This window comes from Ralstonia sp. VS2407, assembly GCF_052950655.1.
The window spans coordinates 111339-137742 of sequence record NZ_JBRFVG010000004.1; the positions used below are offsets into that span (position 1 = coordinate 111339).

24 protein-coding genes and 2 tRNA genes are annotated in these 26404 nt (G+C 64.0%); 7 read left to right on the forward strand and 19 right to left on the reverse strand.

Annotated elements, in window-relative coordinates:
• Window positions 1–17 precede the first annotated feature (17 nt).
• Together ACU8YE_RS08390 and ACU8YE_RS08395 are read right to left on the reverse strand one after the other, a co-directional pair.
• Entirely contained in the window at window positions 18–2339 is a 2322-nt protein-coding gene (locus ACU8YE_RS08390) for an NADP-dependent malic enzyme (RefSeq protein ID WP_316878981.1), read from the reverse strand.
• A gap of 293 nt (window positions 2340–2632) precedes the next feature.
• Window positions 2633–3301, reverse strand: a complete 669-nt coding sequence (locus tag ACU8YE_RS08395) for a DUF4136 domain-containing protein (protein ID WP_433864791.1) — start codon at window positions 3299–3301, stop codon at window positions 2633–2635.
• Window positions 3302–3464: 163 nt separating this feature from the next.
• On the opposite strand from ACU8YE_RS08395, the gene pepN reads away from it, so the two are divergent.
• The 3 genes from pepN to ACU8YE_RS08410 all read left to right on the forward strand — a co-directional run bounded on the left by pepN (window position 3465) and on the right by ACU8YE_RS08410 (window position 7382).
• Window positions 3465–6167, forward strand: coding sequence for an aminopeptidase N (gene pepN / locus ACU8YE_RS08400; protein ID WP_446928504.1), 2703 nt, complete (start codon window positions 3465–3467; stop codon window positions 6165–6167).
• A gap of 46 nt (window positions 6168–6213) precedes the next feature.
• The gene (locus ACU8YE_RS08405) at window positions 6214–7230 is read left to right on the forward strand and encodes a class 1 fructose-bisphosphatase (protein ID WP_232040504.1); all 1017 of its coding nucleotides are present in this window, start codon (window positions 6214–6216) and stop codon (window positions 7228–7230) included.
• Between the two features lie 76 nt (window positions 7231–7306).
• Window positions 7307–7382: transfer RNA gene (locus ACU8YE_RS08410), tRNA-Thr, on the forward strand.
• 153 nt (window positions 7383–7535) lie between these two features.
• Here ACU8YE_RS08410 and ACU8YE_RS08415 read toward each other — a convergent pair.
• From ACU8YE_RS08415 to lysM, 9 genes are all read right to left on the reverse strand, one after another.
• Entirely contained in the window at window positions 7536–9491 is a 1956-nt protein-coding gene (locus ACU8YE_RS08415; RefSeq protein ID WP_260801859.1) for a sigma-54-dependent Fis family transcriptional regulator, read from the reverse strand.
• 155 nt (window positions 9492–9646) lie between these two features.
• Window positions 9647–11227 (reverse strand): GMC family oxidoreductase, encoded by a 1581-nt coding sequence (locus tag ACU8YE_RS08420; RefSeq protein WP_260801860.1) that lies wholly within the window; start codon window positions 11225–11227, stop codon window positions 9647–9649.
• A 33-nt stretch (window positions 11228–11260) separates the two neighbouring features.
• Window positions 11261–11833 carry a gluconate 2-dehydrogenase subunit 3 family protein gene (locus ACU8YE_RS08425; RefSeq protein ID WP_322017297.1) on the reverse strand — a complete coding sequence of 191 codons (573 nt, stop codon included), beginning with the start codon at window positions 11831–11833 and terminating at the stop codon, window positions 11261–11263.
• A 74-nt stretch (window positions 11834–11907) separates the two neighbouring features.
• Entirely contained in the window at window positions 11908–12690 is a 783-nt protein-coding gene (locus ACU8YE_RS08430; protein WP_446928505.1) for a lipoate--protein ligase family protein, read from the reverse strand.
• A complete protein-coding gene (locus ACU8YE_RS08435; RefSeq protein WP_446928506.1) occupies window positions 12690–13400 on the reverse strand; it encodes a dihydrolipoamide acetyltransferase family protein in 711 nt (236 codons plus the stop codon). Before ACU8YE_RS08435 ends, ACU8YE_RS08430 begins: the two co-directional genes overlap by 1 nt.
• On the reverse strand, window positions 13397–13648 hold the full coding sequence (locus ACU8YE_RS08440; protein WP_232040559.1) for a lipoyl domain-containing protein: 252 nt from the start codon (window positions 13646–13648) through the stop codon (window positions 13397–13399). Before ACU8YE_RS08440 ends, ACU8YE_RS08435 begins: the two co-directional genes overlap by 4 nt.
• Window positions 13645–14718, reverse strand: a complete 1074-nt coding sequence (locus tag ACU8YE_RS08445) for an alpha-ketoacid dehydrogenase subunit beta (protein WP_252685368.1) — start codon at window positions 14716–14718, stop codon at window positions 13645–13647. Before ACU8YE_RS08445 ends, ACU8YE_RS08440 begins: the two co-directional genes overlap by 4 nt.
• Window positions 14719–14750: 32 nt before the next feature.
• On the reverse strand, window positions 14751–15761 hold the full coding sequence (locus tag ACU8YE_RS08450) for a thiamine pyrophosphate-dependent dehydrogenase E1 component subunit alpha (RefSeq protein ID WP_446928507.1): 1011 nt from the start codon (window positions 15759–15761) through the stop codon (window positions 14751–14753).
• 306 nt (window positions 15762–16067) lie between these two features.
• Entirely contained in the window at window positions 16068–16553 is a 486-nt protein-coding gene (gene lysM / locus ACU8YE_RS08455; RefSeq protein WP_009241111.1) for a peptidoglycan-binding protein LysM, read from the reverse strand.
• A 302-nt stretch (window positions 16554–16855) separates the two neighbouring features.
• Between lysM and ACU8YE_RS08460 the strand changes: the two genes are divergently transcribed.
• A complete protein-coding gene (locus ACU8YE_RS08460; RefSeq protein WP_446928508.1) occupies window positions 16856–17890 on the forward strand; it encodes an extracellular catalytic domain type 1 short-chain-length polyhydroxyalkanoate depolymerase in 1035 nt (344 codons plus the stop codon).
• Between the two features lie 7 nt (window positions 17891–17897).
• Here the strand turns inward: ACU8YE_RS08460 and ACU8YE_RS08465 are convergent, their stop codons facing one another.
• The 3 genes from ACU8YE_RS08465 to gcvA form a co-directional block, all read right to left on the reverse strand.
• Window positions 17898–18203 (reverse strand): hypothetical protein, encoded by a 306-nt coding sequence (locus ACU8YE_RS08465; protein WP_232040563.1) that lies wholly within the window; start codon window positions 18201–18203, stop codon window positions 17898–17900.
• A 105-nt stretch (window positions 18204–18308) separates the two neighbouring features.
• Window positions 18309–18719, reverse strand: coding sequence for a hypothetical protein (locus ACU8YE_RS08470; protein WP_232040564.1), 411 nt, complete (start codon window positions 18717–18719; stop codon window positions 18309–18311).
• Between the two features lie 74 nt (window positions 18720–18793).
• Window positions 18794–19729 carry a transcriptional regulator GcvA gene (gene gcvA / locus ACU8YE_RS08475; protein ID WP_446928509.1) on the reverse strand — a complete coding sequence of 312 codons (936 nt, stop codon included), beginning with the start codon at window positions 19727–19729 and terminating at the stop codon, window positions 18794–18796.
• A 156-nt stretch (window positions 19730–19885) separates the two neighbouring features.
• Here gcvA and ACU8YE_RS08480 point away from each other — a divergent pair, with 156 nt between their 5' ends.
• A complete protein-coding gene (locus ACU8YE_RS08480; RefSeq protein ID WP_446928510.1) occupies window positions 19886–20719 on the forward strand; it encodes an EamA family transporter in 834 nt (277 codons plus the stop codon).
• 9 nt (window positions 20720–20728) lie between these two features.
• On the opposite strand, the gene greB is transcribed toward ACU8YE_RS08480, so the two are convergent.
• A complete protein-coding gene (gene greB / locus ACU8YE_RS08485) occupies window positions 20729–21292 on the reverse strand; it encodes a transcription elongation factor GreB (protein WP_446928511.1) in 564 nt (187 codons plus the stop codon).
• Window positions 21293–21407: 115 nt separating this feature from the next.
• Here greB and ACU8YE_RS08490 point away from each other — a divergent pair.
• A tRNA-Arg gene (locus ACU8YE_RS08490) sits at window positions 21408–21484 on the forward strand.
• Between the two features lie 168 nt (window positions 21485–21652).
• Here ACU8YE_RS08490 and ACU8YE_RS08495 read toward each other — a convergent pair.
• Entirely contained in the window at window positions 21653–24073 is a 2421-nt protein-coding gene (locus ACU8YE_RS08495; protein ID WP_232040568.1) for a RelA/SpoT family protein, read from the reverse strand.
• Between ACU8YE_RS08495 and ACU8YE_RS08500 the strand changes: the two genes are divergently transcribed.
• Complete coding sequence (locus ACU8YE_RS08500) at window positions 24072–24287, forward strand: hypothetical protein (protein ID WP_232040569.1); 216 nt, start codon at window positions 24072–24074, stop codon at window positions 24285–24287. The two genes, ACU8YE_RS08495 and ACU8YE_RS08500, sit on opposite strands and share 2 nt — an antisense overlap.
• Before the next feature lie 47 nt (window positions 24288–24334).
• Here the strand turns inward: ACU8YE_RS08500 and rpoZ are convergent, their stop codons facing one another.
• From rpoZ to ACU8YE_RS08515, 3 genes are all read right to left on the reverse strand, one after another.
• Window positions 24335–24538, reverse strand: coding sequence for a DNA-directed RNA polymerase subunit omega (gene rpoZ / locus ACU8YE_RS08505; protein WP_004630929.1), 204 nt, complete (start codon window positions 24536–24538; stop codon window positions 24335–24337).
• A gap of 136 nt (window positions 24539–24674) precedes the next feature.
• Window positions 24675–25340, reverse strand: coding sequence for a guanylate kinase (gmk, locus tag ACU8YE_RS08510; RefSeq protein ID WP_024975230.1), 666 nt, complete (start codon window positions 25338–25340; stop codon window positions 24675–24677).
• A gap of 22 nt (window positions 25341–25362) precedes the next feature.
• Window positions 25363–26298 carry a YicC/YloC family endoribonuclease gene (locus tag ACU8YE_RS08515; RefSeq protein ID WP_260801870.1) on the reverse strand — a complete coding sequence of 312 codons (936 nt, stop codon included), beginning with the start codon at window positions 26296–26298 and terminating at the stop codon, window positions 25363–25365.
• Between the last annotated feature and the right edge of the window lie 106 nt (window positions 26299–26404).

Genomic DNA, 26404 nt, shown 5'->3' on the forward strand with positions numbered 1-26404 from the left:
AATACCGGATCAAACGATCAACGCGTAGCCGACACGTCTGCCACCGCCAGCGCCGTCATGTTGACGATACGGCGCGATGTGGCCGACGGGTTCAGGATGTGCACCGGCTTGGCCGCGCCCAGCAGGATCGGGCCCACCGTCACGCCCTGCCCGCCCGTGATCTTGAGCAGGTTGAACGCGATGTTGGCAGCATCGAGCGACGGCATCACCAGTAGGTTGGCGCTGCCCGAGAACGCGCTCTTCGGCAGGAAGTGGTGGCGGATATCTTCCGACAACGCCGCGTCGCCCTGGATCTCCCCTTCCACCTGCAGATCCGGTGCTTCGGTCTTCAGCAGGTCATACGCAGCGCGCATGCGGCGGGCCGAGGCGTTTTTCGACGAGCCGAACATCGAGTGCGACAGCATCGCCACCTTCGGCTCCTGGCCGAAACGGCGCACTTCTTCTGCCGCCAGCTTGGTGATGTCGGCCAGCTCTTCTGCGCTCGGCATCTCGTTGACGAACGTGTCGGTGATGAACAGCGTGTGCTTCTCCAGCATCAGGCCGTTCATGGCCGCGAACACCTTGGCGTTCGGGGCCAGGCCGATCACGTCGCGCACGTGTTCCAGATGGGCGTCAAAGCGGCCAACCGTGCCGCACAGCAGCGCATCGGCATCACCCAGACGCACCAGCAGTGCGCCGATCAGCGTGTTCGAACGGCGCAGCGCCGACTTCGCCATGTCCGGCGTCACGCCGTTGCGGCCCATCAGCTCGTGGTAAGCGGTGTGGTACTGGTGATAGCGGCGATCGTCTTCCGGGTCCACCAGCTCGAAGTGCACGCCCGGCTTCAGGCGCAGGCCGGCCTTCTGGATACGCATTTCAATCACATGCGGACGGCCGATCAGGATCGGCTTGGCCAGGCCTTCATCGACCACCGTCTGCACGGCGCGCAGCACGCGCTCTTCTTCACCTTCGGCATACACGACGCGCTTCGGGTTGGCCTTGGCGGCCGAGAACACCGGGCGCATGGTCAGGCCCGTGTGATACACGAAGTCGCTCAGTTGGGCGCGATACGCATCCAGATCCTTGATCGGGCGCGTGGCCACGCCGGATTCTTCCGCAGCCTTGGCGACGGCCGGCGCGATCTTCTCGATCAGGCGCGAATCAAACGGCTTCGGGATGATGTAATCGGGGCCGAAGGTCAGGTCCTGCCCGGCGTAAGCCTGGGCCACGGCGTCGTTCGTTTCGGCTTCCGTCAGTTCCGCGATGGCCTTCACGCATGCCAGCTTCATCTCTTCCGTGATCTTGGTGGCGCCGCAATCGAGCGCACCGCGGAAGATGTACGGGAAGCACAGCACGTTGTTGACCTGGTTCGGGTAGTCCGAACGGCCCGTGGCGATGATGCAGTCCGGCCGCGCGGCCTTGGCCACTTCCGGGCGGATTTCCGGCTCGGGGTTGGCCAGCGCCAGAATGATCGGCTTCGGAGCCATGGTCTTGACCATGTCGGCGGTCAGCACGCCGGCGGCCGAGCAGCCCAGGAACACGTCTGCATCGCGCACGATGTCGGCCAGCGTACGGGCCGAGGTGTCCTGCGCGTAGCGCGCCTTGTTCGCCTCCATCTTGGCGTCGCGACCAACGTAGATCACGCCCTTGGAATCCACCACGTAGACGTTCTCACGCTTGACGCCCAGGCCCACCATCACGTCCAGGCAGGCAATGGCCGCGGCGCCCGCGCCCGACACGGCCACCTTCACGCTGCCGATGTCCTTGCCGACGACCTTCAAGCCGTTGAGCAGCGCCGCCGACGAGATGATCGCCGTGCCGTGCTGGTCATCGTGAAAAACGGGAATGTTCAGGCGGTCACGCAGCTTCTGCTCGATGTAGAAACACTCCGGGGCCTTGATGTCTTCAAGGTTGATCCCGCCCAGCGTCGGCTCCAGCGAGGCGATGATGTCGACCAGCTTGTCCGGGTCACGCTCGGCCAGTTCGATATCGAACACGTCCACGCCGGCAAATTTCTTGAAGAGGCAGCCCTTGCCTTCCATCACCGGCTTGCTGGCCAGCGGGCCAATGTCGCCCAGGCCCAGCACCGCGGTGCCGTTGGTAATCACGCCGACGAGGTTGCCGCGCGAGGTGTATTCCGCCGCCAGCGACGGATCTTGCTCGATCGCGGTACACGGATACGCCACGCCCGGCGAATACGCCAGCGAGAGGTCGCGCTGATTGATCAGCGCCTTGGTCGGGCGAACCTCGATCTTGCCGCGCGTGGGTGCGCGGTGGTATTCAAACGCCGCGCGGCGCAGTTCGGCCTCGGCGCCTTGGTCTTGGGAATCCGGCGAGGCGTCGTGAAGCTTGTCGTTCATAGCAATGCATCCTGATGGGGAGTTCCGCGGAGAGGCGCTCAGGCGCTCAGGCAGAAACTCCCTGAGACGAAGTGGCGAAAAACAGTGGGAACAGAGAGAAACCGGGGGTGAGGCCGCACGCGTTGCGCAGCACCGTCAGGAGGGTAGCGACGGGGCGGAGGCGGCGCCGGCCAGGGGTGGCGGTCGGCGCGAGACGGGATGAAGTGACAACGCTCAAGCGAGGTACGGCTGGCGGCCTACAGATTAGGTCACGCATTCTAACGTAGACAGCCGGCCAAAACCCACCCTGGCGCCTACTTGGGTGCCGGCCCGGATGCCGGTTTCGCTGCCGGTTTCACCGATGGATCAACCGGCAGCTCTACGACGATGGGCTGCGCGTTCGGCGCCGGGAAATTGGCAAAGGCGCTGCGTACCAGATACGGCATCACCGCCGTCAGCGATCCATCCCCACCCTGCGTTTGCGCCGTCACCTGATAAACGCGCTTGCCGGTGGCTGCTTCGTCAATTTCCACGTGATAGGCATAGAACGGCACTTGAACGGTGGTATCGACGTATTGCGGCCCCCACGGGCCCCAGGGTCCCCAAGGGCTGCGCCATGGCCCCCATGGCCCGGGCCCCCAGTACGGATCGGGATACACCGGCTGCCGCACCTGTACGAGGCGCGTGGCGGTCGAGTAGTCCAGGCGGACCAAATAGCGTGCGCTGGCACGGGGCACGCTGGAAAAGCCGTGGGCGGCCAGTTGGTCCGATGTCCAGGTCTCGTAGGTCTGACGTTCGAGATCATTTTGCTGCGCCGCAGTGTGCTCGAAGGCATAGGTGCGCGGCGGGTTGTCGGTCCAGCCGGGTTGCCGGAACGCCGTCACCTGGCTGGTGACCGTGCTCGCGCAGCCCGCCAGCAGGCTGGCCGCCATCAGGGCGCCAGCCATCGGCCAGACGCCCGATGTCTTGATCCATTTCCACATAGAAGATCCCTCTACTCTCAATCAGACAGATGGTCGCGGGCCCCGGAAGCGGGCTGCGCGCGCTCTGTTACTCAGAGTGACGCCCCGCGCGGAAGATTCCCGCCAAGGGCCTGAGTACAATGGCCTTTTGCGACCGCAGACAACGCAGATAAGGATGTTACCGATGTTGCGCACCGATACCGCCGTCACGATTTACCGCAAGGACTACACCGCGCCCGCTTTCCGCATTGACGAAGTGGCCCTGGAGATCGATCTCGTGCCCGAGCGCACCCGTGTCGTCAACCGCATGCGCATGACGCGCACGGACGCCGGCAGGCCGCTCGTGCTGGTGGGTGAGGGGCTGGAACTGGCCGCCGCAACCGTCGACAGCAAAGCGCTTTCCGGCCTGCAAGCCTCGGGCGACACCCTCACCATCGACGCCGTGCCGGCCGATGTTGGCACCAGCTTCACGTTGGAACTCACCACCTACTGCAATCCCGCAGCCAATTCGTCGCTGATGGGCCTGTACGTTTCCAACGGCAACTTCTTCACGCAGTGCGAGGCCGAGGGCTTTCGCAAGATCACCTACTTCCTCGACCGCCCGGACGTGATGACGGTCTACACCGTCACGCTGCGCGCATCGAAGGCGGACTACCCGGTGCTGCTGTCCAACGGCAATCTCATGTCGGAGCGCGACCTGCCGGACGGCCGCCACGAAGCCGTGTGGCACGACCCCTTCAAGAAGCCGTCTTATCTGTTCGCGCTGGTGGCGGGCAAGCTGGAGTGCATCGAAGAGCGCATTCAATCCGCCTCGGGCAAGGAGAAACTGCTGCAGGTCTGGGTCGAGCCGCATGACCTCGGCAAGACCCGCCACGCGATGGATTCGCTCATCCATTCGATCCATTGGGACGAACGCCGCTTCGGCCTGGAGCTGGATCTCGACCGCTTCATGATCGTCGCCGTGGGCGACTTCAACATGGGCGCGATGGAGAACAAGGGCCTGAACATCTTCAACACGAAGTACGTGCTGGCCAATGCGGAGACGGCCACCGATGTGGACTTCGCCAACATCGAATCGGTGGTCGGCCACGAATATTTCCACAACTGGACGGGCAACCGCGTCACCTGCCGCGACTGGTTCCAGTTGAGCCTGAAGGAAGGCTTGACGGTGTTCCGCGATCAGGAGTTTTCCGCGGACATGGCCGCAGCCGCCGGCAACGAAGCCGCCGCGGCCAGCGCCCGCGCCGTCAAGCGCATCGAAGACGTGCGCGTGCTGCGCCAGGCGCAGTTTCCGGAAGATGCCGGCCCGATGGCCCACCCGGTGCGGCCCGACAGCTACGAAGAAATCAACAACTTCTACACCGTCACGGTGTACGAAAAAGGCGCGGAAGTCGTGCGCATGTACCAGACGCTGCTCGGCCGCGACGGCTTCCGCAAGGGCATGGACCTGTACTTCCAGCGCCACGATGGCCAGGCCGTCACCTGCGACGACTTCCGCGCTGCCATGGCCGATGCCAACGGCCGCGACCTCACGCAATTCGGCCGCTGGTACAGCCAGGCCGGCACGCCGGTCGTGGCCGTTGACGGTCACCACGATGCGGCCACGCACACCTACACGCTCACGCTGCGCCAGCGCTGTGAGCCGGTCGGCATCGAAGTGAACAGCGGCATCCAGAAGCAACCATTCCACATTCCGTTTGCGATCGGCCTGATCGACAAGAACGGCCGCGACTTGCCGCTGCGTTTGCGTGGCGAAACCGCATCGGCCTCGCCCGTGACCACGCGCGTGCTGGACTTTACGGAAACCAAGCAGACCTTCGTCTTCGAAGATGTGGCCGAAGCGCCGCTGCCCTCGCTGCTGCGCAATTTCTCGGCGCCGGTGATCGTTGAATACGGCTATACGACCGAGCAGCTCACGTTCCAGCTCGCGCACGATTCCGACCCGTTCAACCGCTGGGAAGCCGGCCAGCGCCTGGCCACCGACACGCTGCTGCGCATGGTGACGGACATCCAGCACGGCCGCGCGCCGGTGGTGGATCCGGCGCTGGTCGAAGCCCTGCGTGCCGTCGTCGCCGACGCCTCGCTTGATCCGGCCTTCCGCGAGCAGATGCTGATCCTGCCGGCCGAAGGCTATCTGGCCGAGCGCATGGACGTGGCTGATCCGGCTGCCATCCACACCGCACGCCGCACGCTGCGCCGCACGCTGGCAGAAAAGCTCAACGCAGAGTTGCTGCACGCCTATCAGGCCAACCAGACCGAAGGCGCCTACTCGCCCGATGCGGTGTCTGCAGGCAAGCGCGCACTCAAGAACATTGCCCTCGGCTATCTCGTGGAAACCGAAGCCGCCGAGGCGCTGGCCCTGGCCGAACAGCAATATGCCGGCGCCACCAACATGACCGACCGCATGGGCGCCCTCTCCGCAATGGTCACCAGCTATGCCCCGGGCCGCGAAGCGGCGCTGGCTGATTTCTACACGCGCTTTGCCGACGACGCACTCGTCATCGACAAGTGGTTCTCGCTGCAGGCCATGCAGCCGGGCGCTGCCGGCAAGCCGACGCTGGCGACCGTGCGCGCGCTGATGGCCCATCCGGCCTTCACGCTGCGCAACCCGAACCGCGCGCGCTCCCTGATCTTCAGCTTCTGCTCGGGCAACCCCGCGCAGTTCCATGCCGCCGATGGCTCGGGCTATGCCTACTGGGCCGAGCAGGTGCTTGCGCTCGACGCCATCAACCCCCAGGTCTCTGCCCGCCTGGCACGCGCGCTGGACCGCTGGCGCAAATACGTGCCCACGCTGCGCGACGCCATGCAGGACGCGCTCAAGCGCGTGGCGGCGCATCCGAGCCTCTCGCGCGACGTGCGCGAGATCGTCGGCAAGGCGCTGGCCTGAATGTCACCGCTTGTATCGTAAAATCGCGCCCGTCTCAGGAGAACCCATGAAGCGCATCAACCTCACCCGCTACCTGATAGAAGAGCAGCGCGAGCACAACACCATCCCGGCCGAGCTTCGTCTGCTGCTCGAAGTCGTGGCGCGCGCCTGCAAGGCGATCTCGCACAGCGTCAACAAGGGGGCCCTTGCCGGCGTGCTCGGCTCGGCTGGCACCGGCAACGTGCAAGGCGAAACCCAGCAGAAGCTGGACGTGATCGCCAACGAAGTCCTGCTCGAAGCCAACGAATACGGCGGCAACCTGGCCGCCATGGCCTCGGAAGAGATGGAATCGTTCTACGAGATTCCGCACCGCTATCCGAAGGGCGAATACCTGCTGCTGTTCGATCCGCTCGACGGCTCGTCCAACATCGACGTGAACGTGTCGATCGGCACGATCTTCTCGGTGCTGCACATGCCCAAGGCCGGCGAGGCCGTGACCGAAGCCGATTTCATGCAACCCGGCGTCAAGCAGGTCGCCGCCGGCTATGCCGTGTACGGCCCGCAGACCACGCTGGTGCTGACCGTCGGCAACGGCGTGCACATGTTCACGCTCGACCGCGAAGTCGGCAGCTTCGTGCTGACCCACCGCGACGTGAAGATTCCGGTCGATACAAAGGAATTCGCCATCAACATGTCGAACATGCGCCACTGGGCCCCGCCCGTGCGCCGCTACATCGACGAATGCCTGGCCGGCTCCGAAGGCCCGCGCGGCAAGGATTTCAACATGCGCTGGATCGCTTCGATGGTGGCGGACGTGCATCGCATCCTCACGCGCGGCGGCATCTTCATGTACCCCTGGGACAAGCGCGAACCGGGCAAGGCCGGCAAGCTGCGCCTGATGTACGAAGCCAACCCGATGGCCTTCCTGGTGGAACAGGCCGGCGGCGCGGCCACCAATGGCGAGCAACGCATTCTGGACATCCAGCCCGAACAGCTGCACCAACGCGTGGCGGTGGTCCTGGGGTCAAAGAACGAGGTGGATCGCGTCACGCAATATCACCTCGAAGCCAAGAAAACGGCGTAACGCCGCCATGTGAGACTGTTGTTCCAGCGGTTCTTGCGGAGCGACAAAAAGTTCTGTTAGAATCTCTGTTTCCGACGCCGCTGTAGCTCAGTCGGTAGAGCAGCGCATTCGTAATGCGAAGGTCACCAGTTCGATTCCGGTCAGCGGCACCAGAATAAAAAAAAAGGGTTACAGGTTCTGCCTGTAACCCTTTTTGCATTTCTGCCTCGCCGAGGGTGTCCCCCGGCATCTCCCCCGCAAGTAATCCAATTCGTCCCCACCCAAGGCAACTAACTGGCGCCCTTCCCCCTCCTAGCGCGCCCAGCCTATTGCTGATTCGGCGCAACAATCCCGAACCGTTCCATCTGCCGATAAACCGTCGCGCGCGCGATGCCAAGCTCGTGCGCAACGTGGGTGATGCGCCATTTGTTCCGGCGCAGTGCCGCCAGCAGGATTTCCCGCTCGTTGTCCGGTGCGGCATCGGCCGCGACTGGAGCTGCGGCAGCCGTCGCGTCCGTCGTGCTTTCGAGCACCTCCGGCGGCAATGCGTCGACATCGATCAGGCCGTCGTCGCTCATGGCCAGCGCAAAGCGCAGCACATTGCGCAACTGCCGGACGTTGCCCTGCCACGGGTAGCTGCGCAGCACCGCCAGCGCGGCCGGCGCGAGTTGCGCGTGCATGTCCAGCTGGCGCGCTTCTTCTTCGACGATACGGGCGATCAGGTAGTCCTTGTCGCAGCGCTCGCGCAGCGTCGGCAGGTGCAGCGTTGCGCCGCATAGCCGGTAGTAGAGATCTTCACGGAAGCGCTGCTCGGCAATCAGTTGGCGCAGATCACGATGGGAGGCGGCAATCACGCGCAGGTCGACCGGAATCGGCTTTTCCGAGCCTAGCGGCATCACCTCGCGCTCGGACAGCACGCGCAGCAGCCGGCTCTGCAGATGCAGCGGCATGTCGCCAATTTCGTCGAGGAACAGCGTACCGCCGTCTGACTGGGCGATCAGGCCACGCATGCCCTTGCTGCGTGCGCCGGTGAAGGTGCCGGGCGTGTAGCCGAACAGTTCGCTCTCGATCAGCGATTCGGGAATGGCGGCGCAATTGACCGCGACAAACGCCTTGGCGCGACGCTCGCTCGCCGTGTGCAGCGCCTTGGCCAGGACTTCCTTGCCGGTGCCGGTCTCGCCTTGTACCAGAATGTTGAGCGGCTTGTTGGCCAGGCGCTTGGCCTGCAGGATCAGCCGCTGCATCTGGGGGTCGTCGGCGCCCAGCGCCTCCAGCGCAGCACTGGCCTCGGGGCTCGGCAACACCGACTGAGCCGCCGCTGCGGACGGCATAGACGGCTTGCCGGGCGCGCCGCGCGGCGGGATCCCCGTCGCGTAATACAGCCCGTGATCGAACATCCGAATCGCCGTGCGCTCGGATGACGTGCCAGCCCGGGCGATGCGCCACAGCTCGCTCATGTTTTCGCGAAACACTTCGGTCAGCAGGTGGCCACGCACATCGGCGTGCGGATCGCTCTCGAGCCGCAGCTTGCGCCGCCCGCCGCTGTTGATGCCGCGAATCACACCGTTGGCATCGAAGGCGACCATGATTTCGCTGTCCACATCCACCAGCGACCACGTTGACCCAAGCCGCAGGATCCACTGGTCGCGAAAGTAGCGCAGGAAGTTCGCGTCTTCGATCTTCTGCGCGTACATGGCGGTCATCTGCAGCGCGAGGTGTTGCCCTTCGCGCGGCGCCGGCGCACTCAGCGCAGACACATCGAGCACGCCCAGGAAGTTGCCCGTCGGGTCAAACAGCGGCGCGCTGTTGCAGGTGAGCGTGATGTGGCATGCGTCGAAATGATCGGTCTGATGGCACGTTACCGGGGCCTGCTCGACGATGCAGGTGCCGACCGCACAGGTGCCGGCGCGCGACTCACTCCAATCCGCCCCCAGGTACAGGCCTGAACGCTTGAGTTCGCGGTCGAGGTTGTCGTTACCGATGAAGTCGACCGTGACACCGTAGGCATCGGTCAGCAGCAGCACGTAGTCGAGGCCGGAGACGCGCTTGTAGAGCTGCTCCATGCCGGTACGCGCGACGCTCAGGAAGTCCTCGATCTGGTCCTTGTGTTCGCGCAGGCGCTGTGCCTCGACGATGTAGGCGGGTGTGGGGCGGCTCGGGTCGCGACCGTAGTCGTCCAGGCAGCGCCGCCATGAGCGCTCGATGACGCCCTGCGCCTCGCCCGGCTGCTGCGAGAAGGCGAGCAGCCGCTCGATATGTGCGCGGTGTGCTTTTTGCTGCACGACTGTCTCCTTAGCCGCCGCATTTGAAGGGTGCGATGCCCGCGCCGCCGGTCTTTTGCCGGCCTTTGGGGCGAGGGCGGATGCGGTTCTACGCTAATCGATTTACCCGGTTGCCGCAACGTAGCAGCGCTGCACAGGCAACCGGGCAGACTGGCTTAGATCTCCCTCCGGTTCAATGCCCCGGCAATGTATTCGGCCTGCCGGATCGCCAGGGCCACGATGGTGAGCGTGGGGTTGGCCGCTGAACTCGACGTGAACTGGCTGCCATCGGAAATGAACAGATTCTTTACATCGTGTGCCTGGCCCCAACGGTTGACCACGCCATCGCTGGCCTTCGCGCTCATGCGGTTGGTGCCCATGTTGTGGCTGGCCGGATAGGCAGGCATGTCGATCACGCGCGTCGCACCCACCGCCTCCGACACCTTGCGCCACTGCACCAGACCATGCGCGGTAATTTTTTCGTCGTTCTCGTGATAGGTCTTCGTGACGATCGGAATGGGCAGACCGTACTGGTCTTTCTCCGTGGGGTGCAGCGTGATGGTGTTCTGCTCGCGGGCCATGTCTTCACCGCAGACCCACACGCAGCTCATGTGGTCGTACATCTCCATGGCCGATGTGAAGTCGCGCCCCCAGCCGCCCGGCTTCATGAATGCGGCCGTGTACGGCAGATGAATGGCCAGGCCTTCGAGATAATAGCCGCCGACAAATCCGCGCTTGGTATTGAGCGGCACCTCATCGGCCACCACCGCCGCAATGTCGAAGCCGCGATACATGTAGACCGGCTTCTTGTGGATCGACACCGCCGCTGCCGTCGCGTGGTTCATGTAGTTCTTGCCCACCTGCCCTGAAGAGTTTGCGAGCCCGTTGGGGAACATGCTCGACGCCGAGTTCAGCAGCAGCCGCGGCGACTCGATGGAGTTGCCTGCCACGCAGACCACCCGTGCCTTTTGCAGTTGCTTGCGGCCCTTGCTGTCGACATAGAGCACACCATTGGCGCGACCCTGCTTGTCATGCTGGATCTGAAGCACCATCGACTCGGGCCGCAGTTCGACATTGCCCGTGGCCTGGGCACGCGGCACTTCGGTGTAGAGCGTCGACCATTTCGCGCCGATCTTGCAGCCCTGCATGCAGAAGCCGATCTGCATGCAGCCCGGGCGACCGTCGTACGGTTCGGAGTTCGACGCCGCCGGCCGCACGATGTGCTTGTAGCCGACCTTCTTTGCCCCCGCCTCGATCACCTTGTAGTGATTGTTGGGCGGCATGGGGGGCAAGCCGCTGGCCTTGGTGCCGCACACGCCCATCTTCTTCTCGGCCAGTTCGTAGTACGGCTCAAGCTCGGACAGCGTGATGGGCCAATCCAGCACATTGGCCCCGTCGATGGCGCCGTATGTAGTTTTGGTGTGGAAGTCGTGCTCCTGAAAGCGCAATGCCACGCCCGACCAGTGCACCGTAGAGCCGCCCACGCCCTTCACGATCCACGCAGGCAGGTTCGGATACGTCTTGGTGTGGTGCCAACCGCCCGCCGAGATGCGTTTGTCCAGCCACGAAATCTTGTTGAACATGGCCCATTCGTCGTTCTCGAAATCGGCCTGCGTGTAGTGCTTCCCCGCTTCCAACACCACGCATTTGACACCGCGCTGCGCCAGCTCGTTGGCCAGCGTGCCGCCGCCCGCGCCCGAGCCGACGATCACGACGACGCTGTCGTCGTCGAGTGAAAACTTCGCCTGATCCGTCATGATGGTTGTCTCCGTTTTTTTATGTGCCGAGGCTTAGAGCCAGTCGATGTCGTCAAAGCCGCGGTGCAGGTAGCCGCCCTTCTGCCACGACGAGCCCTCGTAGCCGAACAGGGGCCAGAGCTTCTTGTTGTTGTAGAGGCCGGTCACCAGATCGCCCTGGACTTTCTTGAAGAAAGGCGTGGACTCGATGTCCTTGAGCAGCACCACGCGTTCGTTCTCGGTCTTCACCTGGGCATAGGGCACGCCATAACGTTGCTTGGCGCGTTGGTCCAGGTCGCGCACCCCATCGATCAGCAGCGCCTTCACTGCGGGGTCCTTGCCTGCGGCCGCGTCATAGGGCGCGACTGCCTCCACGTAGAACTTCTCGGCCAGCTTGTCGTGCGGATAGATGTCGCGCGCCATGCGCACCAGCGTCTTGCCGGTGACGGTGCCCAGACGAGGAAAGCTCTGCTCGACCACCACATCCTTGGTGACCGCCATGGCCGCGGGGACGACCGTGACGCTGATGGCGGCCAAGCCGCCACCGCGCAGAAAGCCGCGTCGCGACACCTTGGGTTGCTTGTCCAAAACACGCATGGCAGCGCCAGCGGCTGGCGTGGGTTTCATGTTGGTTGCCTCCGTTATCGGGCGTGCACAGCGCGCGCCTTATCTTGTTGAAATGCACAACGTTGACCGCCAGCTCACGGGCCTGCTGTGGCGGACCGAGTTACCTGCGCCGAATGCGGCACGCGGCGGGAATGACGGGATTCACTCGTGGGCTCATGCTCGCCAAGCACATCGACGAGCATGTGGTGCAGACCTTCGGCCAGCACCGTCGCCAGCAGCGGCGCACCCAGCTGCTCGGTACAGGACGTCGTGCAGGCCTGCAGGCGCTGGGCATCCGCCGGGTTCGCCCCCAATGCAGCGCACAGCAGCGGCCAGTCGGGCGACGAGATGAGCGTGCCGCACGTCAGCAACACGCCCGTGCGCCGGCGTACCTGCGCGAGACCGACGATCTTGCGTTGCCCGACCACCACCTCCCATGGCGACAGCGAACCGAAGCAGGCCCACCTGAGCGATCGGGCCGGCGGCGTCATCTGCAGTTCCTCGGGCGGCACCGCGTAAGCGGGAATGCCGAGATCTCGCAGCAGCCCTGCGTGCAGCACGCCCAGCCATCGGTAGCTCGACACCGTGCCGGTGCCCGCCACCAGCGGATGATCGGCGGGCAGCACGATCGACGCCGACAACATCCAGGGCCCGGCCAGCACCGCGCCACCCCCCGCGTCCCTCACAACTACTGGCGTGGCACCGCCTGCCATGCCCGGATGCAAGGCCGCCTGCGCGCGGCCCAGGACAACACCGGGCCCCGCATACGTCCACAGCCGCACCGCAGGCCGCTGGACCGGCTGCGCAAGTTGCGCGCGGTTCCAGTCCTGCTCTTCTGCGCAGTGGATTCCGTCGGAGAGAAAGTCAGGCGCGAGCATCACAGGCCTTCGAGGCTTTCCAGCCGCGTCTTCAGATCGGTCAGGAAGCGTGCGGCCGGGTAGCCATCCACCGCGCGGTGATCAAAGATCAGATGCAGGCCCATCATTGGCGCGATCACGATGCTGTCGTCCTTGACCACCGCCCGCTTGGCAACACGCGTCACACCGAGGATGGCCACCTGCGGCACGTTGATGATGGGCGTGAAGCTGTCGATGCCCGTCATGCCGAGGTTCGTCACGGTGAAGGTGCCGTGCTGATAGCTGCCGGCCGACAACGTGCCGGCGCGGGCGCCCGCCGCCAGGCGGCGACTTTCGGCGGCAATGTCGGCCACTGACTGCGTATCGACATTGCGCAGCACCGGCACCATCAGCCCTTCGCCCAGGCTGACAGCCAGGCCGATGTTGACCTCGGGCATCAGCTCGATCTCTTTCTCCTGGAGGCGTGCGTTCAGGCGCGGATGCTCGCGCAGTGTCAATGCCAACGCACGCAGCACGAAGGCCGTCAGCGTGACCTTGCACTGCGGCCCGAGCTGATCCTGCAGAGCCTGCACGGCGGCCTCCAGCCGTGTCGCCTCCACCTCGATCGACTGCGCCACGCGTGGCACCTGCCAGGCGGCGCTCATGGTGCGGGCGATGGCACCGCGCATGCCGGAAAGCGGCACGACACGACGCTCGCCGGCATCCGGCACGAAAGCCAGGGCCTGACTCATGCTTTCGGCTCCAGCCGCGCGAGCACAGCGCCGCGCCCGAAGGTGTCCTGGGCAGCCACCTCCAGCGCAGCAACAACGCCATCTGCAGGCGCTGCCACCTCGTGCGTGGTCTTGACTAGCTCGACCACCGCCAGTGCCTGGCCCGCGCTCACCACATCGCCGGGCTTGACCAGCCAATCCTGCAACAGGGCCTCGGTGCCGTCTTCAACGTCCTGCCAGACGGCGTCGGACATCACGATGTCGATCATGCTGCTTCTCGCTTGAGTGAATAGGAAACGGGTTGGTGCTGCACCAGCGCACGCACCTGGGCGACGATGCTGTCGACCTGTGGAATGACGAACTGCTCGAGCGGTCGCGAGTACGGGATGGGCACGTCGGGCACCGCCAGCCGCCGCACGGGCGCGCGCAATGCCACGGTGTCGAGGTTCTCCGCGACGATGGCGGCAATCTCGCCCGACAGGCCGAAACTCAGGTAATCCTCGTCGGCCACCAGGAGACGCCCGGTCTTGGCCACCGAGCGCAGCACGGCCTGGCGGTCGAGCGGCACGATGGTGCGCAGGTCGATCACTTCGACATCGATGCCCTCGGCCGCCAGTTGCTCGGCTGCCAGCAGCGACTTCTGCACCATCTGCGAGAGCGTGACGATGGTCACGTCGCGGCCTTCGCGTGCCACGCGGGCCTGCCCGAAGGGAATCGTGTAGGCCTCTTCTGGGACCGCGTTCGTGCTGCCCTCGAAATAGGACATCCACGACAGGCCCATGATGCCCTTGTGGTAGCAGAAGATGACCGGGTTGTCGTCGCGGATGGCCTGGATCATCAAGCCCTTGGCGTCATAAGCGTTGGACGGCACGACCACCTTCATGCCCGGCATGTGGGCAAAGCTGGCGTACAGGCATTGCGAGTGCTGGGCCGCATCGTTGTAGCCCCCGCCGATGCCGGTCGTGATGACCGCGGGCAGCGCGACACGGCCGCCGGACATGTAGGTGTTCTTCGCCAGGTGGTTGTAGATCTGGTCGAAGCACACACCGAAGAAATCCACGAACATCAGTTCTGCAATGGGGCGCAACCCTTCTGCCGCCGCGCCGAGCGCAGCGCCGATAAACGCCGTCTCTGAGATCGGCGTGTCCATGATGCGATCCGGCCCGAAGCGGTCGAGCAGCCCGGTGGTGGCGCTGAAAATACCGCCGTACTTGCCGATGTCTTCGCCCATGACGAAGACACGCGGGTCGCGTTCCATTTCCTGGCCGATGGCTTCGGAAATGGCCTGCGCCATGGTGAGGGTGCGCGCGCCCTGCGCCGCGCCTTGTGAGGCTTGCATGGTGAGTCTCCTGTGATGGCCGCAGGGGCTGCTTAGTGAACGAAAACGTGATCCAGCGCTTCGCCGGGTTCCGGGTACGGGCTGTTGCGGCCGAAGTCGTAGGCCGCGTCAATGCGTGCCGAGATGGCGGCCCGCAGCGCGGTGTCTGCGTCGCCGTCGAGCAGCCCCGAAGCCCGCAGACTGTTTCCGAGCAGGTTGATGGGATCGGACTCGCGCAGATGCTTCGCTTCGTCCTTCGGGCGGTAGGTTTCCGGATCGCCCTGGAAGTGCCCGAGGTAGCGGTCGGTCTTGACCTCGATGAGCGTCGGCCCCTCGCCGCGGCGCGCGCGGGCGATCGCCTCGCCGGCTGCGTGATACACGGCCACCGCGTCGTTGCGGTCCACCAGCACGCCAGGCATGCCGTAGCCGGCAGCTCGTACATCGTTGGAAGGCACGGACGTCGAATCGGCTTTCTCGACAGAAATGCCGTACTTATTGTCTTCGCAGATGAAGACGACGGGCAGCTTCCAAAGCGCGGCCAGATTCAGCGATTCATGAAACGCGCCCTGGTTGGCCGCGCCCTCGCCAAACACCGCGATGGCCACCCAGTCCTTGTTCAGCTTGCGCGCGGCCAGCGCAGCGCCGCAGGCCTGCGGCATGCTCGCGCCAACGATGCCGCTGCACGAGAACTTGGTCTCCGGGTGAAACAGGTGCATGTGGCCGCCCTTGCCGCGGCCAAGACCGGTTGCCTTGCCGAAGATTTCGGCGGTCATTTCATCCAGGGGCACGCCCTTGGAGATGGCGAAATGGTGGGCGCGGTGCGGGCCGACCACGGTGTCTTCGGGCCGCAGATGCACACACACACCCACCGCTACCGGCTCCTGCCCCGCCGACAGGTGCATCTCGCCAGGCACAGGGCCTGCGCCAATATCAAAGGCCAGTCCCTTCTGGATTTTCGGCGGCAGCTTGCCTTCCAGATAGACCTTCGCCATGGCCTCTTCATACTGGCGAATCTCGATCATCTTCTCGTACATCCACAGAAGATGTTGCGGTGTCGGGTCCATGCAAAGTCTCCTCTTGCTCTCGTATCGGTGTCCGGCTGCGGGGCCGGCTAACCGGGAATTGCAAGAGGGGTGCCAGGTGCATGCGCAAACAGGATGCGTGCGTGGGAACTACCCGCAAAGCCTTTCAGCACAAGGATTTGCGACGATGCAACCGGAGATGGCCGGGCACCTGAAGACGTCTCGGAAAAGCGCGGCCGAACGAGACAGACGTCGCAATGAATGCGACAGGTGTCTCACTCAACCGTCATGCGTGAGCAAAAGAAAAGGGCCCGAAGGCCCTTTGTCTTGATGCAACCGCCAGACAGATCACGCGGCCGGAATGCGCAGCTTCTGCCCGGGATAGATCTTGTCCGGATTCGACAGCATCGGCTTGTTGGCTTCGAAGATGGCCGGGTACTTGTTGGCATCGCCGTAGAACTTCTTGGCGATGGCCGAGAGCGTGTCGCCGCGCTCCACCGTGTGCCATTGAGACTCTTCCGACTCGGTGTTGACCGACATCTGGTCGTCCACCGACTTGATGCCCTCGACGTTGCCACAGCACAGGATGATCTTTTCGCGCGTGGCCTGGTCGGGCGCTACGCCGAACACCTTGGCAGCATCGCCTTCCACCTGCACTGACAGCGCCGTGGCGCTCAGGCCCTGCTGTGCGATGTAGTCCTGGATGGCTTGGCCCTTGGCATCGTCGGCCGCCTTGGCGGCATCGGCATCCGCCGACGCATCGGCTGGCGCAGCTGCAGCGCTGCCGTGGAACAGCTTCTCGCCAGCCTCTTTGATGAAGTCAAAAAAACCCATAACGACCTCCATAAGTACACAACGGGGAACGGGAAAGCAGAAAGGCGTGCCCCCATGGGGCTTGCCCGTCGCGGCAGTGTAGCCGCTCACCCACGGTGTCTCCATGACAGTCGCGCGCGCAATTGCAAACTTTGCCGCCCGCTTGGGCGACCATGAGGCGCTTTGCCCACTTTGAATGCTGCGTTGCAACAAAATCGCTGGCACACTGTCTTATCAACATCGAAACCCCTTGCGACCTCTCGGAGAGCACGGGCACCATCGTCCTCCCGAGCCACTTTGCCGCCGCCATGCACCGTAATTGGATGAAATCCATCACCCGGCTGGTCGACGCCCTGACCACACCGGGCTTTGGCCGCCAGTCATGGCCGCCCAAACCGGTCAAGCCGCTCAAGCCAACCACCCGCCGCGACAGCCCGCGCCGCGTACGCCCCACACCCACCCAGGGCACCTTCGTTCGCGAACAATTCATCTACGAACCCGAGTCGCCCGTCGTGGTGGCGCGCCGGCCGGAATACTGGCTCTACACACCGCCCACACGCGGCAGCAAGCCCCCCGCATTGATGGTGATGCTGCATGGCTGCAAGCAATCGGCAGAAGTGCTCGCGCATGGCACGCGCATGAACGCACTGGCAGACCGCGAGGGCTTTATCGTGCTGTATCCGGAGCAGCCGCGCCGCGCGCATCCGCAATGCTGCTGGCACTGGTATGACCCCGAGCACGCCGGCGCGCGCGAGGCGGACGGCATTGCCCAACTGATCGAGCAAACCCTCGAACAAACTGGCGCCGACCCTTCGCGCGTGTATCTGGCAGGCTTGTCAGCCGGCGCGGGATTGGCCGGCCTGATCGCATTGCGTCATCCGAAGCTGTTCGCCGCGTTGGCGCTGCATTCGGGCCCGGCGTTGGGCGTGGCGCGTTCGCCGGCGTCTGCACTGAACCTGATGCGCCGCGGAGCCCGCGTCGACGCTGTCGAGGCGCTCTCAAGCGTGGTGAACGTGGCCACCTACCCCGGCATGCCGACGATGCTGTTGCACGGCCTGCGCGACGAGGCCGTCAACTCCGCCAACCAGGCGCAGTTGGCCGCGCAGTTCCGCGCGCTGAATCATCTGGGCGATGGGGGCAACGTCTCACGTCAAACGACGCGCGGCGAGGGCTATGTCCTGCGCAACGACATGCGCGACGGCGAATGCATCGTCAGCCTGTGCCAACTCACCACCACGGGCCACGCCTGGAGTGGCGGCGACCCGCGCTATGCCTTCCACGCGCCGGGGCCCGACTCGACGTGGCTGTGGTGGCAATTCGCACGCCAGCACGTTCGCGACACAGCGCTGGCGGCGTAAGCGCGCCTCAGAGATCAATCGACTGCTGGACGGGGCTACGCCCCAGCAATTCATCGATCAAGCCATAGCCCCGCGCGAGCCCGGCCTCTTCGGCGGCCTCACGTGTGGGCAGCGGGCGCTCGTCGTGCGAGTGGGCGACGAGGGTTTCGACCGCCGTCGGGTCTGCACCCGACTCGCAGATGCGCACGACAAAATCCCACTGCGTGGGCCCCTGCCCGCCCTTGTCCGATTTGCGCTCGGCACGCGGAATGGCCAGTACGTAGACGTCGAAGTCCTTGTACAGCTCGGTGCGCCAATTCGATTCCATTGTCATGTTGCCTCCCGGAAGACGCCGCAACTTCTCACTTGGCGGTTGCGACATCGACAGACTTGCCTGCAAAAAAACAGGCCGGTACATGACCGGCCTGTCGTTGCATCGTCAGCATTCGCCCTTGCGCGCGTGGCCCGGGGGGCAGTGGTAGCGGTCGTCGCGATCCCGGCCACGGCCATGCCAGCGGCCGTCGTCGCCTCGGTCCCAGCCGCCGTCACGCATTTGCCAGCCGTGCGGCCCCTGCTCCCAGCGCGGCTCGCGCCAGTGGTAACCCGGCCGTCCATGTTCACGATAGCCGCGACGCCAGACATAGCGGCCGTCGCGCCATTGCCAGTAACCCGGTACCCATACGTAGCCCGGCTGCAAGACTGGCACGGGCTCATACTGGGGCGGCGGGGGCGCGTAGGTCGGGCCGATCTGCACGCCGATCGACACCTGGGCCTGCGCCGGCAAGGCGATCGAACCAGCGACACCGGCAGCCGCCAAGCATGCAGCGAGAATCCATGCGTTCTTCTTCATGTGGGGACCTCCTTTTCAAAGCAATCGAGCGTGAGTGCATCGTAGCATCGCGTTTCGCCCCCGCCTCTAGGGTGTTACGCGGCGTTACCTCCGTTACCGGAGACCGGAAATGTATTCACGTTTGCGTGACGTTGCGGTCGTTCCTCCCCCAGCCACGCGCAAAAGGCCTGCACCACCTCGTCACCGAGATTGCGGGCAGGGCTGTACCAGTAGTAGCTGCGCGCGACCAGCGCGAGATCGGGAAACGGCGCCACAAGACGCCCCTCCTCCAAATCCTCCGCGATGAGCGCCGATGGTCCCATCGCGACACCCAACCCATCGATGGCGGCTTGAATCGACAGATAGAAATGCTCGAACGTGAGCGCATGCGCTGGCCGCAGGTTCGGCACGCCTGCCAGCACCAGCCAGCTGGGCCACACCGAAGGCAGCGTGTCCGAATGCAGCAGCGTGTGATGCCGCAAGTCGGACGGCGTCGATAGCGGCAAGCGCTCCAGCAACACCGGGCTGCACACCGGAAAGCGGCTCTCGTCCAGAAAGCGCCCGGATTGAAAACCCGCATGAATCTCCGGCCCGCCACGGATGATCACGTCGAAATGATCAGGCAAGTCTTCGATCTCTTCGATGGAGGTGGTCAGCCGCACCTCCACGCGCGGGAAGCGCATCTGAAACGTGGAAAGCCGCGGGATCAGCCAGCGCATCGTGAACGTCGGGATGCTGTTCACACGGAGAATGCGCACGGCATCGCGGTCGCGCAGCGCCTGGCTGGCCATGCTGATGCGGTCAAGCGCTACGCCAATCTCGCCAAGGTAGCGTTGGCCCGCATCGGTCAGTTCCACACGCCGATTCAGCCGACGAAACAACGACACACCCAGCCACGCCTCCAGCGCCTGGATATGACGGCTGATCGCGCCATGCGTGACGCTCAGTTCTTCGCCCGCGCGCGTAAAACTGAGATGGCGCGCCGCCGATTCAAAGGCGCGCACGGCATTCAGAGGGGGCAGCTTGCGCATATCGCGTGAGTTTTTTGCACAGATCGAGTCAGTATATATCGATTGTTGATCACACTTTGCGGCGTTACGCTGGCGTCTTCTTGCTCTCGCTGCCACGGCATCGAGTGAGAAAAATCGACCCGATTCTCGCTTTCGCACATCGCGCACATCGTCATCGTGACCGCCGCCGTCATCGCCCTGGTTCTCTGCGCCGCCCTGCTCCACGCCTCATGGAATGCCTTGCTGAAAAGCGGCTCCGACCGCCTGCGCGCCATTACGCTGATGACGCTGGCCTCTGGCGTGACCGCAATACCGATGGCGATTGCATTGCCGTTGCCGGCGCCGGCCGCTTGGCCTTATGTGGCGCTGTCCGTGGTGCTGCACGTCGGCTACAACGTGTTCCTCGCGCGCGCGTACCGGTTTGGTGAATTCGGGCAGGTGTACCCGATTGCGCGCGGATCGTCGCCGCTGCTGGTAACGGTGGGCGCCGCACTGTTTGCGGGCGAAATGCCCGGCGCGATTGCGCTCGCGGGCGTGGTGCTGGTGAGCGGCGGCATTCTGAGTCTGGCGCGCGGCCGCAAGGCCGACCTTGGCTCGACGCTGGCGGCCCTCACCACGGGCGTGTTCATCGCGTGCTACACGGTGTGCGATGGCATCGGCGCGCGGCTAGCCGGCAATGCGAATGCGTACTCGGCTTGGCTCTTCATGCTCGACGGTCTGCCGATGGTGCTGCTCTATCGCGTGTGGAAAGGCCCGTTAAACATCGATCTGCGAGACGCCGCTACGCTCAAGACGTTTGGCGGCGGCGTGGTCTCGCTCATCGCATACGGCATCGTCATCTGGGCCGTGACGCTCGCGCCGATGGGGCCCGTGTCGGCCCTGCGCGAAACGTCGGTGGTGTTTGCCGCGCTGCTCGGCCGACTGTTCCTGAAGGAGTCGCTCACGGCGCGGCGCCTCTCGGCGTGCTCTGTCATCGCTTTCGGCGCCTACTGCCTGGGGCACCCTGCGTGAGGACACAACTCATGCAGAGCGCGGCGGATATTTGACTTCAAGGATCTCGATCTGCTCGACGCCCGTGGGCGTACGCAGCGGCACCGTATCGCCCTCGCGCGCTTTGATCAGCGCTCGCGCAATCGGCGAGATCCAACTCACGTGCCCGATGTCCAGATCGACCTCGTCCATGCCGACGATGGTGACGGTGGTCTCGTCACCGCGCTGGTTGGCGTAGGTGACCGTTGCACCAAAGAAGATCTGATCGTTGTCGCCCTGCAAACTGGCGTCGACCACCTCGGCCTTCTCGATACGGCGCGTGAGAAAGCGGATGCGGCGATCGATCTCGCGCAGGCGCTTCTTGCCGTAAAGGTAGTCGCCGTTCTCAGAGCGGTCACCATTGGACGCAGCCCACGACACGATGCTGACCACTTCGGGCCGCTCCGTGTCGATCAGGTGCATCAGCTCGGTGCGCAGGCGCTCGCAGCCCGCTGGCGTGATGTAGTTCTTGGAACCCGGCGGCAAGGGCGCAGCGCCCTCGGGCAGATCGTCTTCGTCATCGCCGGAATCTTCCCGGACGAAAGCCTTGTTCATGATGGAAGCCACGGTGGATCAAGGCTCCATTATAGAAAGTTGGCCCCACTCGAAGAAAAAGTGAAGAAGGGGGTTCACAAGACGGAAAATCTCTGTATAATCTCATTTCTCGGTTGCGGCTGTAGCTCAGTTGGATAGAGTACTTGGCTACGAACCAAGGGGTCGTGGGTTCGAATCCTGCCAGCCGCGCCAACCTAATACGAGAACGAAAAGGGCTTCCAGAAATGGAAGCCCTTTTCTTTTGTGCGCATCCGTCTCGCATACGGCGCAATGTCCCAGCGCTCTTGGGTTCGCTGCAAGCGGCTACAAGCAAAAAAGGCGAAGCCCCTGGCCTCGCCTTTTTTGCTTGTGCGTGGAGCATCAATCTCCGCCGCGATCTCGCGCAATGCGAATCACATCCGGGTTGCGCCGCAGCGCGCGCATCACATCGGCAAGGTGCACGCGGTCGTGCACCTGAATCAGGAACGTCATGTATGTCGCTTCCTGATCGCCCTCCTGCTCCATCGACACGTGTGCCACGTTGGCGTCGGCCGAGGTCAAATCCGCTGCTACGCGCGCAAGAATGCCCTTCGTATTGCGCACCAGGACCTTGATCGACACGTCGAACGCACGCGTCGTGTGCTCCGCCCACATGACGTCGATCCAGTGCTCCGGATCCTTGCCATGCAGGCGCTTTGCCACGCGGCATTCCTGCACGTGGATCTGCAAGCCTTCGCCCTTGCCGATATAGCCGACGATCGGATCGCCGGGAATCGGGCGGCAGCACGACGAGAACACCATCGCCATGCCTTCGTCGCCGCTGACGGTGACGGCAGGCGCTTCTTCACCAGCAAAGGTATGCACGGCCGCCATCAAGGCTTCGTCGCCCTCGTGGCCACCTTCTTGCAAAAGGATTTCCAAACGGCGCGCAACCACGGCAGCCACCCGGCGGCCGAGCGCGAGATCCGCAAAGACATCTTCACGCGCCTTGTTGCCCGTCCACTGCACGATGCGTTCCCACACCTGGGCGGACACGGCCTTCATGTCGATGCCGATCTGACGCAGCGCCTGTTCGAGCAATCGCTCGCCCAGTTGAATCGCCTCATCCAGCTTGGCCGTCTTGAGGAAATGCCGGATTGCCGCACGCGCTTTGCCCGTGCGTACGAACGTGAGCCATGCCGGGTTCGGCTTGGAGTACGGCGCCGTCACCACCTCGACGATGTCGCCGTTCTTCAGCTCCGTGCGCAGCGGCAGCAGCTCGTTGTTGATCTTGACCGCCACACACTGGTTGCCCAGGTCACTATGCACCGCGTAGGCGAAGTCCAGTGCCGTGGCGCCGCGCGGCAGCGCGCGGATCTCGCCCTTGGGCGTGAACACGTAGACCGCATCCGGGAACAGGTCGATCTTGACGTGCTCAAGAAACTCCTGCGAATCCCCAGTCTGGCTTTGAATGTCGAGCAGCGATTGCAGCCACTGATGCGCTTGTTGCTGCGCCCGATCAGGCTCATCGTGGTGCTGCTTGTACATCCAGTGCGCGGCCACGCCGGCCTCCGCGATCTGGTTCATCTCGCGCGTGCGGATCTGAAACTCGACCGGTGTGCCGAACGGGCCCACCAGCGTCGTGTGCAGCGATTGATAACCGTTGATCTTGGGGATGGCGATGTAGTCCTTGAACTTGCCGGGCATCGGCTTGTACAGGCTGTGCAGCGCACCCATCGTCATGTAACACTGCATCTGCGTGTCGACCACCACACGGAAGCCATACACATCCAGCACCTGCGAGAACGACAACTGCTTGTCGTGCATCTTCCGGTAGATGCTGTAGAGCGTTTTTTCGCGGCCAGTCATCTCGGCCGGGATGCCTGCGTCGGCCAGCGCACGCTGAGCCGTTTCAAGAATGCGGCTCACAACCTCGCGTCGATTGCCGCGCGCGGCCTTCACCGCCTTCTCAAGCGTGGCGTACCGGAACGGTGAGCCGATGCGGAAGCTCAGTTCCTGCAGCTCACGATAGGTCGTGTTGAGCCCAAGGCGGTGCGCGATCGGCGCGTAGATCTCCATCGTCTCGCCCGCAATGCGGCGGCGCTTTTCCGGCGGCACGTGGTCGAGCGTGCGCATGTTGTGCGTACGATCGGCGAGCTTGACGAGAATCACGCGCACATCGCGCGCCATCGCGAGCAGCATCTTGCGGAAGCTCTCCGCCTGCGCCTGCTCGCGGCTCTGGAATTCGAGCTTGTCCAACTTGGTCAGGCCATCGACCAGCTCGGCGACTTTGGGGCCGAACTTCTCGGCCAGCTCGCTCTTGGTCACGCCCTGATCTTCGATCACGTCGTGCAGCAGCGCCGCCATGATCGATTGCACATCCAGCTTCCAGCCCGCGCATATCTCTGCCACGGCCACGGGATGCGTGATGTAAGGCTCGCCGCTCTGGCGATACTGCCCGAGGTGCGCCTCGTCGGAGAAGTGAAACGCTTCCTTCACCAACTTGAGATCGGCCGGCTTCAGATACGAAAGCTTTTCGGTCAGCCCCGAAATGGAAACCACTTGCTGCCGAGGCGGTGCCGCCGGCTGCGAGGTCGGGCCAAACAGATGGCGATAGGTTTGCTCCAGCACCGCATCGATGAAGAGCGTGTCCGCGCCTTCGGACTTGGCCGTCTCCTCGGGTGCATCAGCACTTGCGCCCTTGTGCGATTTTGGCGGCAGCGCTGCACGCTCCCCGACCAGGTCGGCACCACGCGGATCAGGCAAGTTCGGCGCGCCCGTACGAGGCGACGCAGGGCCGGAGCCGGAAGCGGAGGACGGCATGGAAACGATGGAAGCGGTGGAAGACCCGGAGGGACCCGTGGAGACGCCCAGCGCAGGACCGGACGACCTCGCGGACGATTCCACCGACGGCACGTTGTATTCGTGCGTGGCGGAATGTTCGGTCCTGGGCGAAGAAGCGGGCGAGGTAGGCATGCCGGGGTCTAGTGCGTTCGCGGCTTTTACATCCACGAAAGATCGCAATAACGATCAGTGACCGAGGCAGCGTACCACGCCAGGTAATGCCAAGTAACGCGTGTCAGCTCAGGACGGAACCTTCTTGAGCATCTCGATACCAACCTGGCCGGATGCGATTTCGCGCAATGCGGTCACGGTCGGCTTGTCCTTGGCATCGACCTTGGGCGTGTGGCCCTGCACCAACTGACGGGCGCGGTACGTTGCGGCCAATGCCAGTTCGAAGCGATTCGGAATCTGTTTCAAGCAATCTTCGACGGTAATACGCGCCATGAAAACTCCACCTGGTGGCAAATCTTGTTGATCTCGATATTTTAGCAGCAGCGCAGCACTTCCCTCGGACAGCGCGGGGAAGCGGGCGCTACCACACTTTCGCAATCGCGCTGAAAAACGCGATTGCGCTGCTTGCTCAATGAATACCCAGCTCGACGAACAGCTCGCCGTGGCGCGCCTTCTGGGCACCGAAGCGCAGACGCGTGGCCTGCACCACGGTGCGCAGCTCGGCCAATGCGGTATCGAACACTTCGTTGATGATCACGTAGTCGGCCTCGGGTGCGTGCGCCATCTCGGAGCCCGCCGCCAGCAGGCGGCGCACGATCACGTTAGGCTCGTCCTGACCGCGCTTCTTCAGACGCTCTTCCAGCGCCGTGAGCGACGGAGGCAGGATAAAAATTTCGACCGCGTTGGAGAAACGCTGGTGCACCTGCTGAGCGCCCTGCCAGTCGATTTCGAGCAGCACGTCGGTGCCGGCGCGCATCTGCTCTTCGATCCACACGCGTGAGGTGGCGTAGTAGTTGCCATGCACCTCGGCCCATTCGAGAAACTCGCCGCGATCCCGGCAAGCCTTGAACTCCTCGACGGTCATGAAGTTGTATTCGCGGCCGTGCTGCTCGCCCGGACGCGGCTTGCGCGTGGTCGCCGAGACCGACAGGCGGATCGAGGAATCCTGTGCCAGCAGCGCATTCACCAGCGTTGACTTACCGGCGCCGGAGGGCGCCACGACCATGAACAGGCTGCCCGGAAAGTGATTCTCGATGGGCGTATCGACGGCAGAGTGCGCTTGAGAGGATGGCATGTTCTAGTTCTATCGTTTCGAGTTATTCGAGGTTCTGGACCTGTTCACGCATCTGCTCGATGAGCAGCTTGAGTTCCATCGATGCATCGGCCAGCTCCTTGGCGGCGGCCTTCGAGCCGAGCGTGTTCGCCTCCCGGTTCAGCTCTTGCATCATGAAGTCCAGGCGCTTGCCGATCTGGCCGCCCTTTTCCAAGATGTGGCGCGTTTCGCGCAGGTGCGCCTGCAGGCGCGAGAGCTCTTCGGCGATGTCGATGCGGATGCCATAAACGGTGGCTTCCTGGCGAATGCGCTCGGACAGCTCGTCGCGCGTCAGTGCCGGAGTGCCTTCGGGCGCTGCCAGGCCAAACGCCTCGCGCAGGCGCTCGGTCAGCTTGTCCTGATGCTGCTGGATCAGGACCGGCACCATCGGCGTGAGTCTGTCGACGATGCCGAGCATTGCGTCCGCACGGTCAAGCAGCACAGCCTTGAGCGCATCGCCTTCGCGGCGGCGCGATTCGAGAAGTTGCTTGAGCGCCTCTTTGGCCGCCTCGATCACGGCGTCGCGCAAGGCGTCCTGTGTCAGTTGCGGCTCGGCCAGGACACCCGGCCAGCGCAGGATTTCGCCCATGCGCAGCGAACCCGATGCCGGCAGGTGGCGCGTGACCGCCTGCTCCAGTTTGGCCAGTTGTTGCAGCAGGTCCACATTGAGCGCCGCGACATCGCTCGCGGCTTCCTGGCGCTGCAGGTTGATCCGGCACTCCAGCTTGCCGCGCGACAGTGCGCTCATCAGCATTTCGCGCAGGGCCGGCTCGAAGGCGCGGCATTCCTCCGGGGCACGGAACAGCAGGTCGAGAAAGCGTGAGTTGACGGTGCGGAATTCGACCGAGACGGTAGCGACGCTCCCGCTGGGTGCGCCATGGGCGTCGGTAAAGGCTGCTTGGCGTGTGGCAACGCCGTAGCCGGTCATGCTGTGGATCATGGAATCGTGGTGTGTTGTTCTTGGTCGAATCAGGAAATCCGGCGGCGGTTATTTAACGCCCGGAATTGGCGGGGAATCCCCCACCTTTTGTCGCTTTACAACGTGT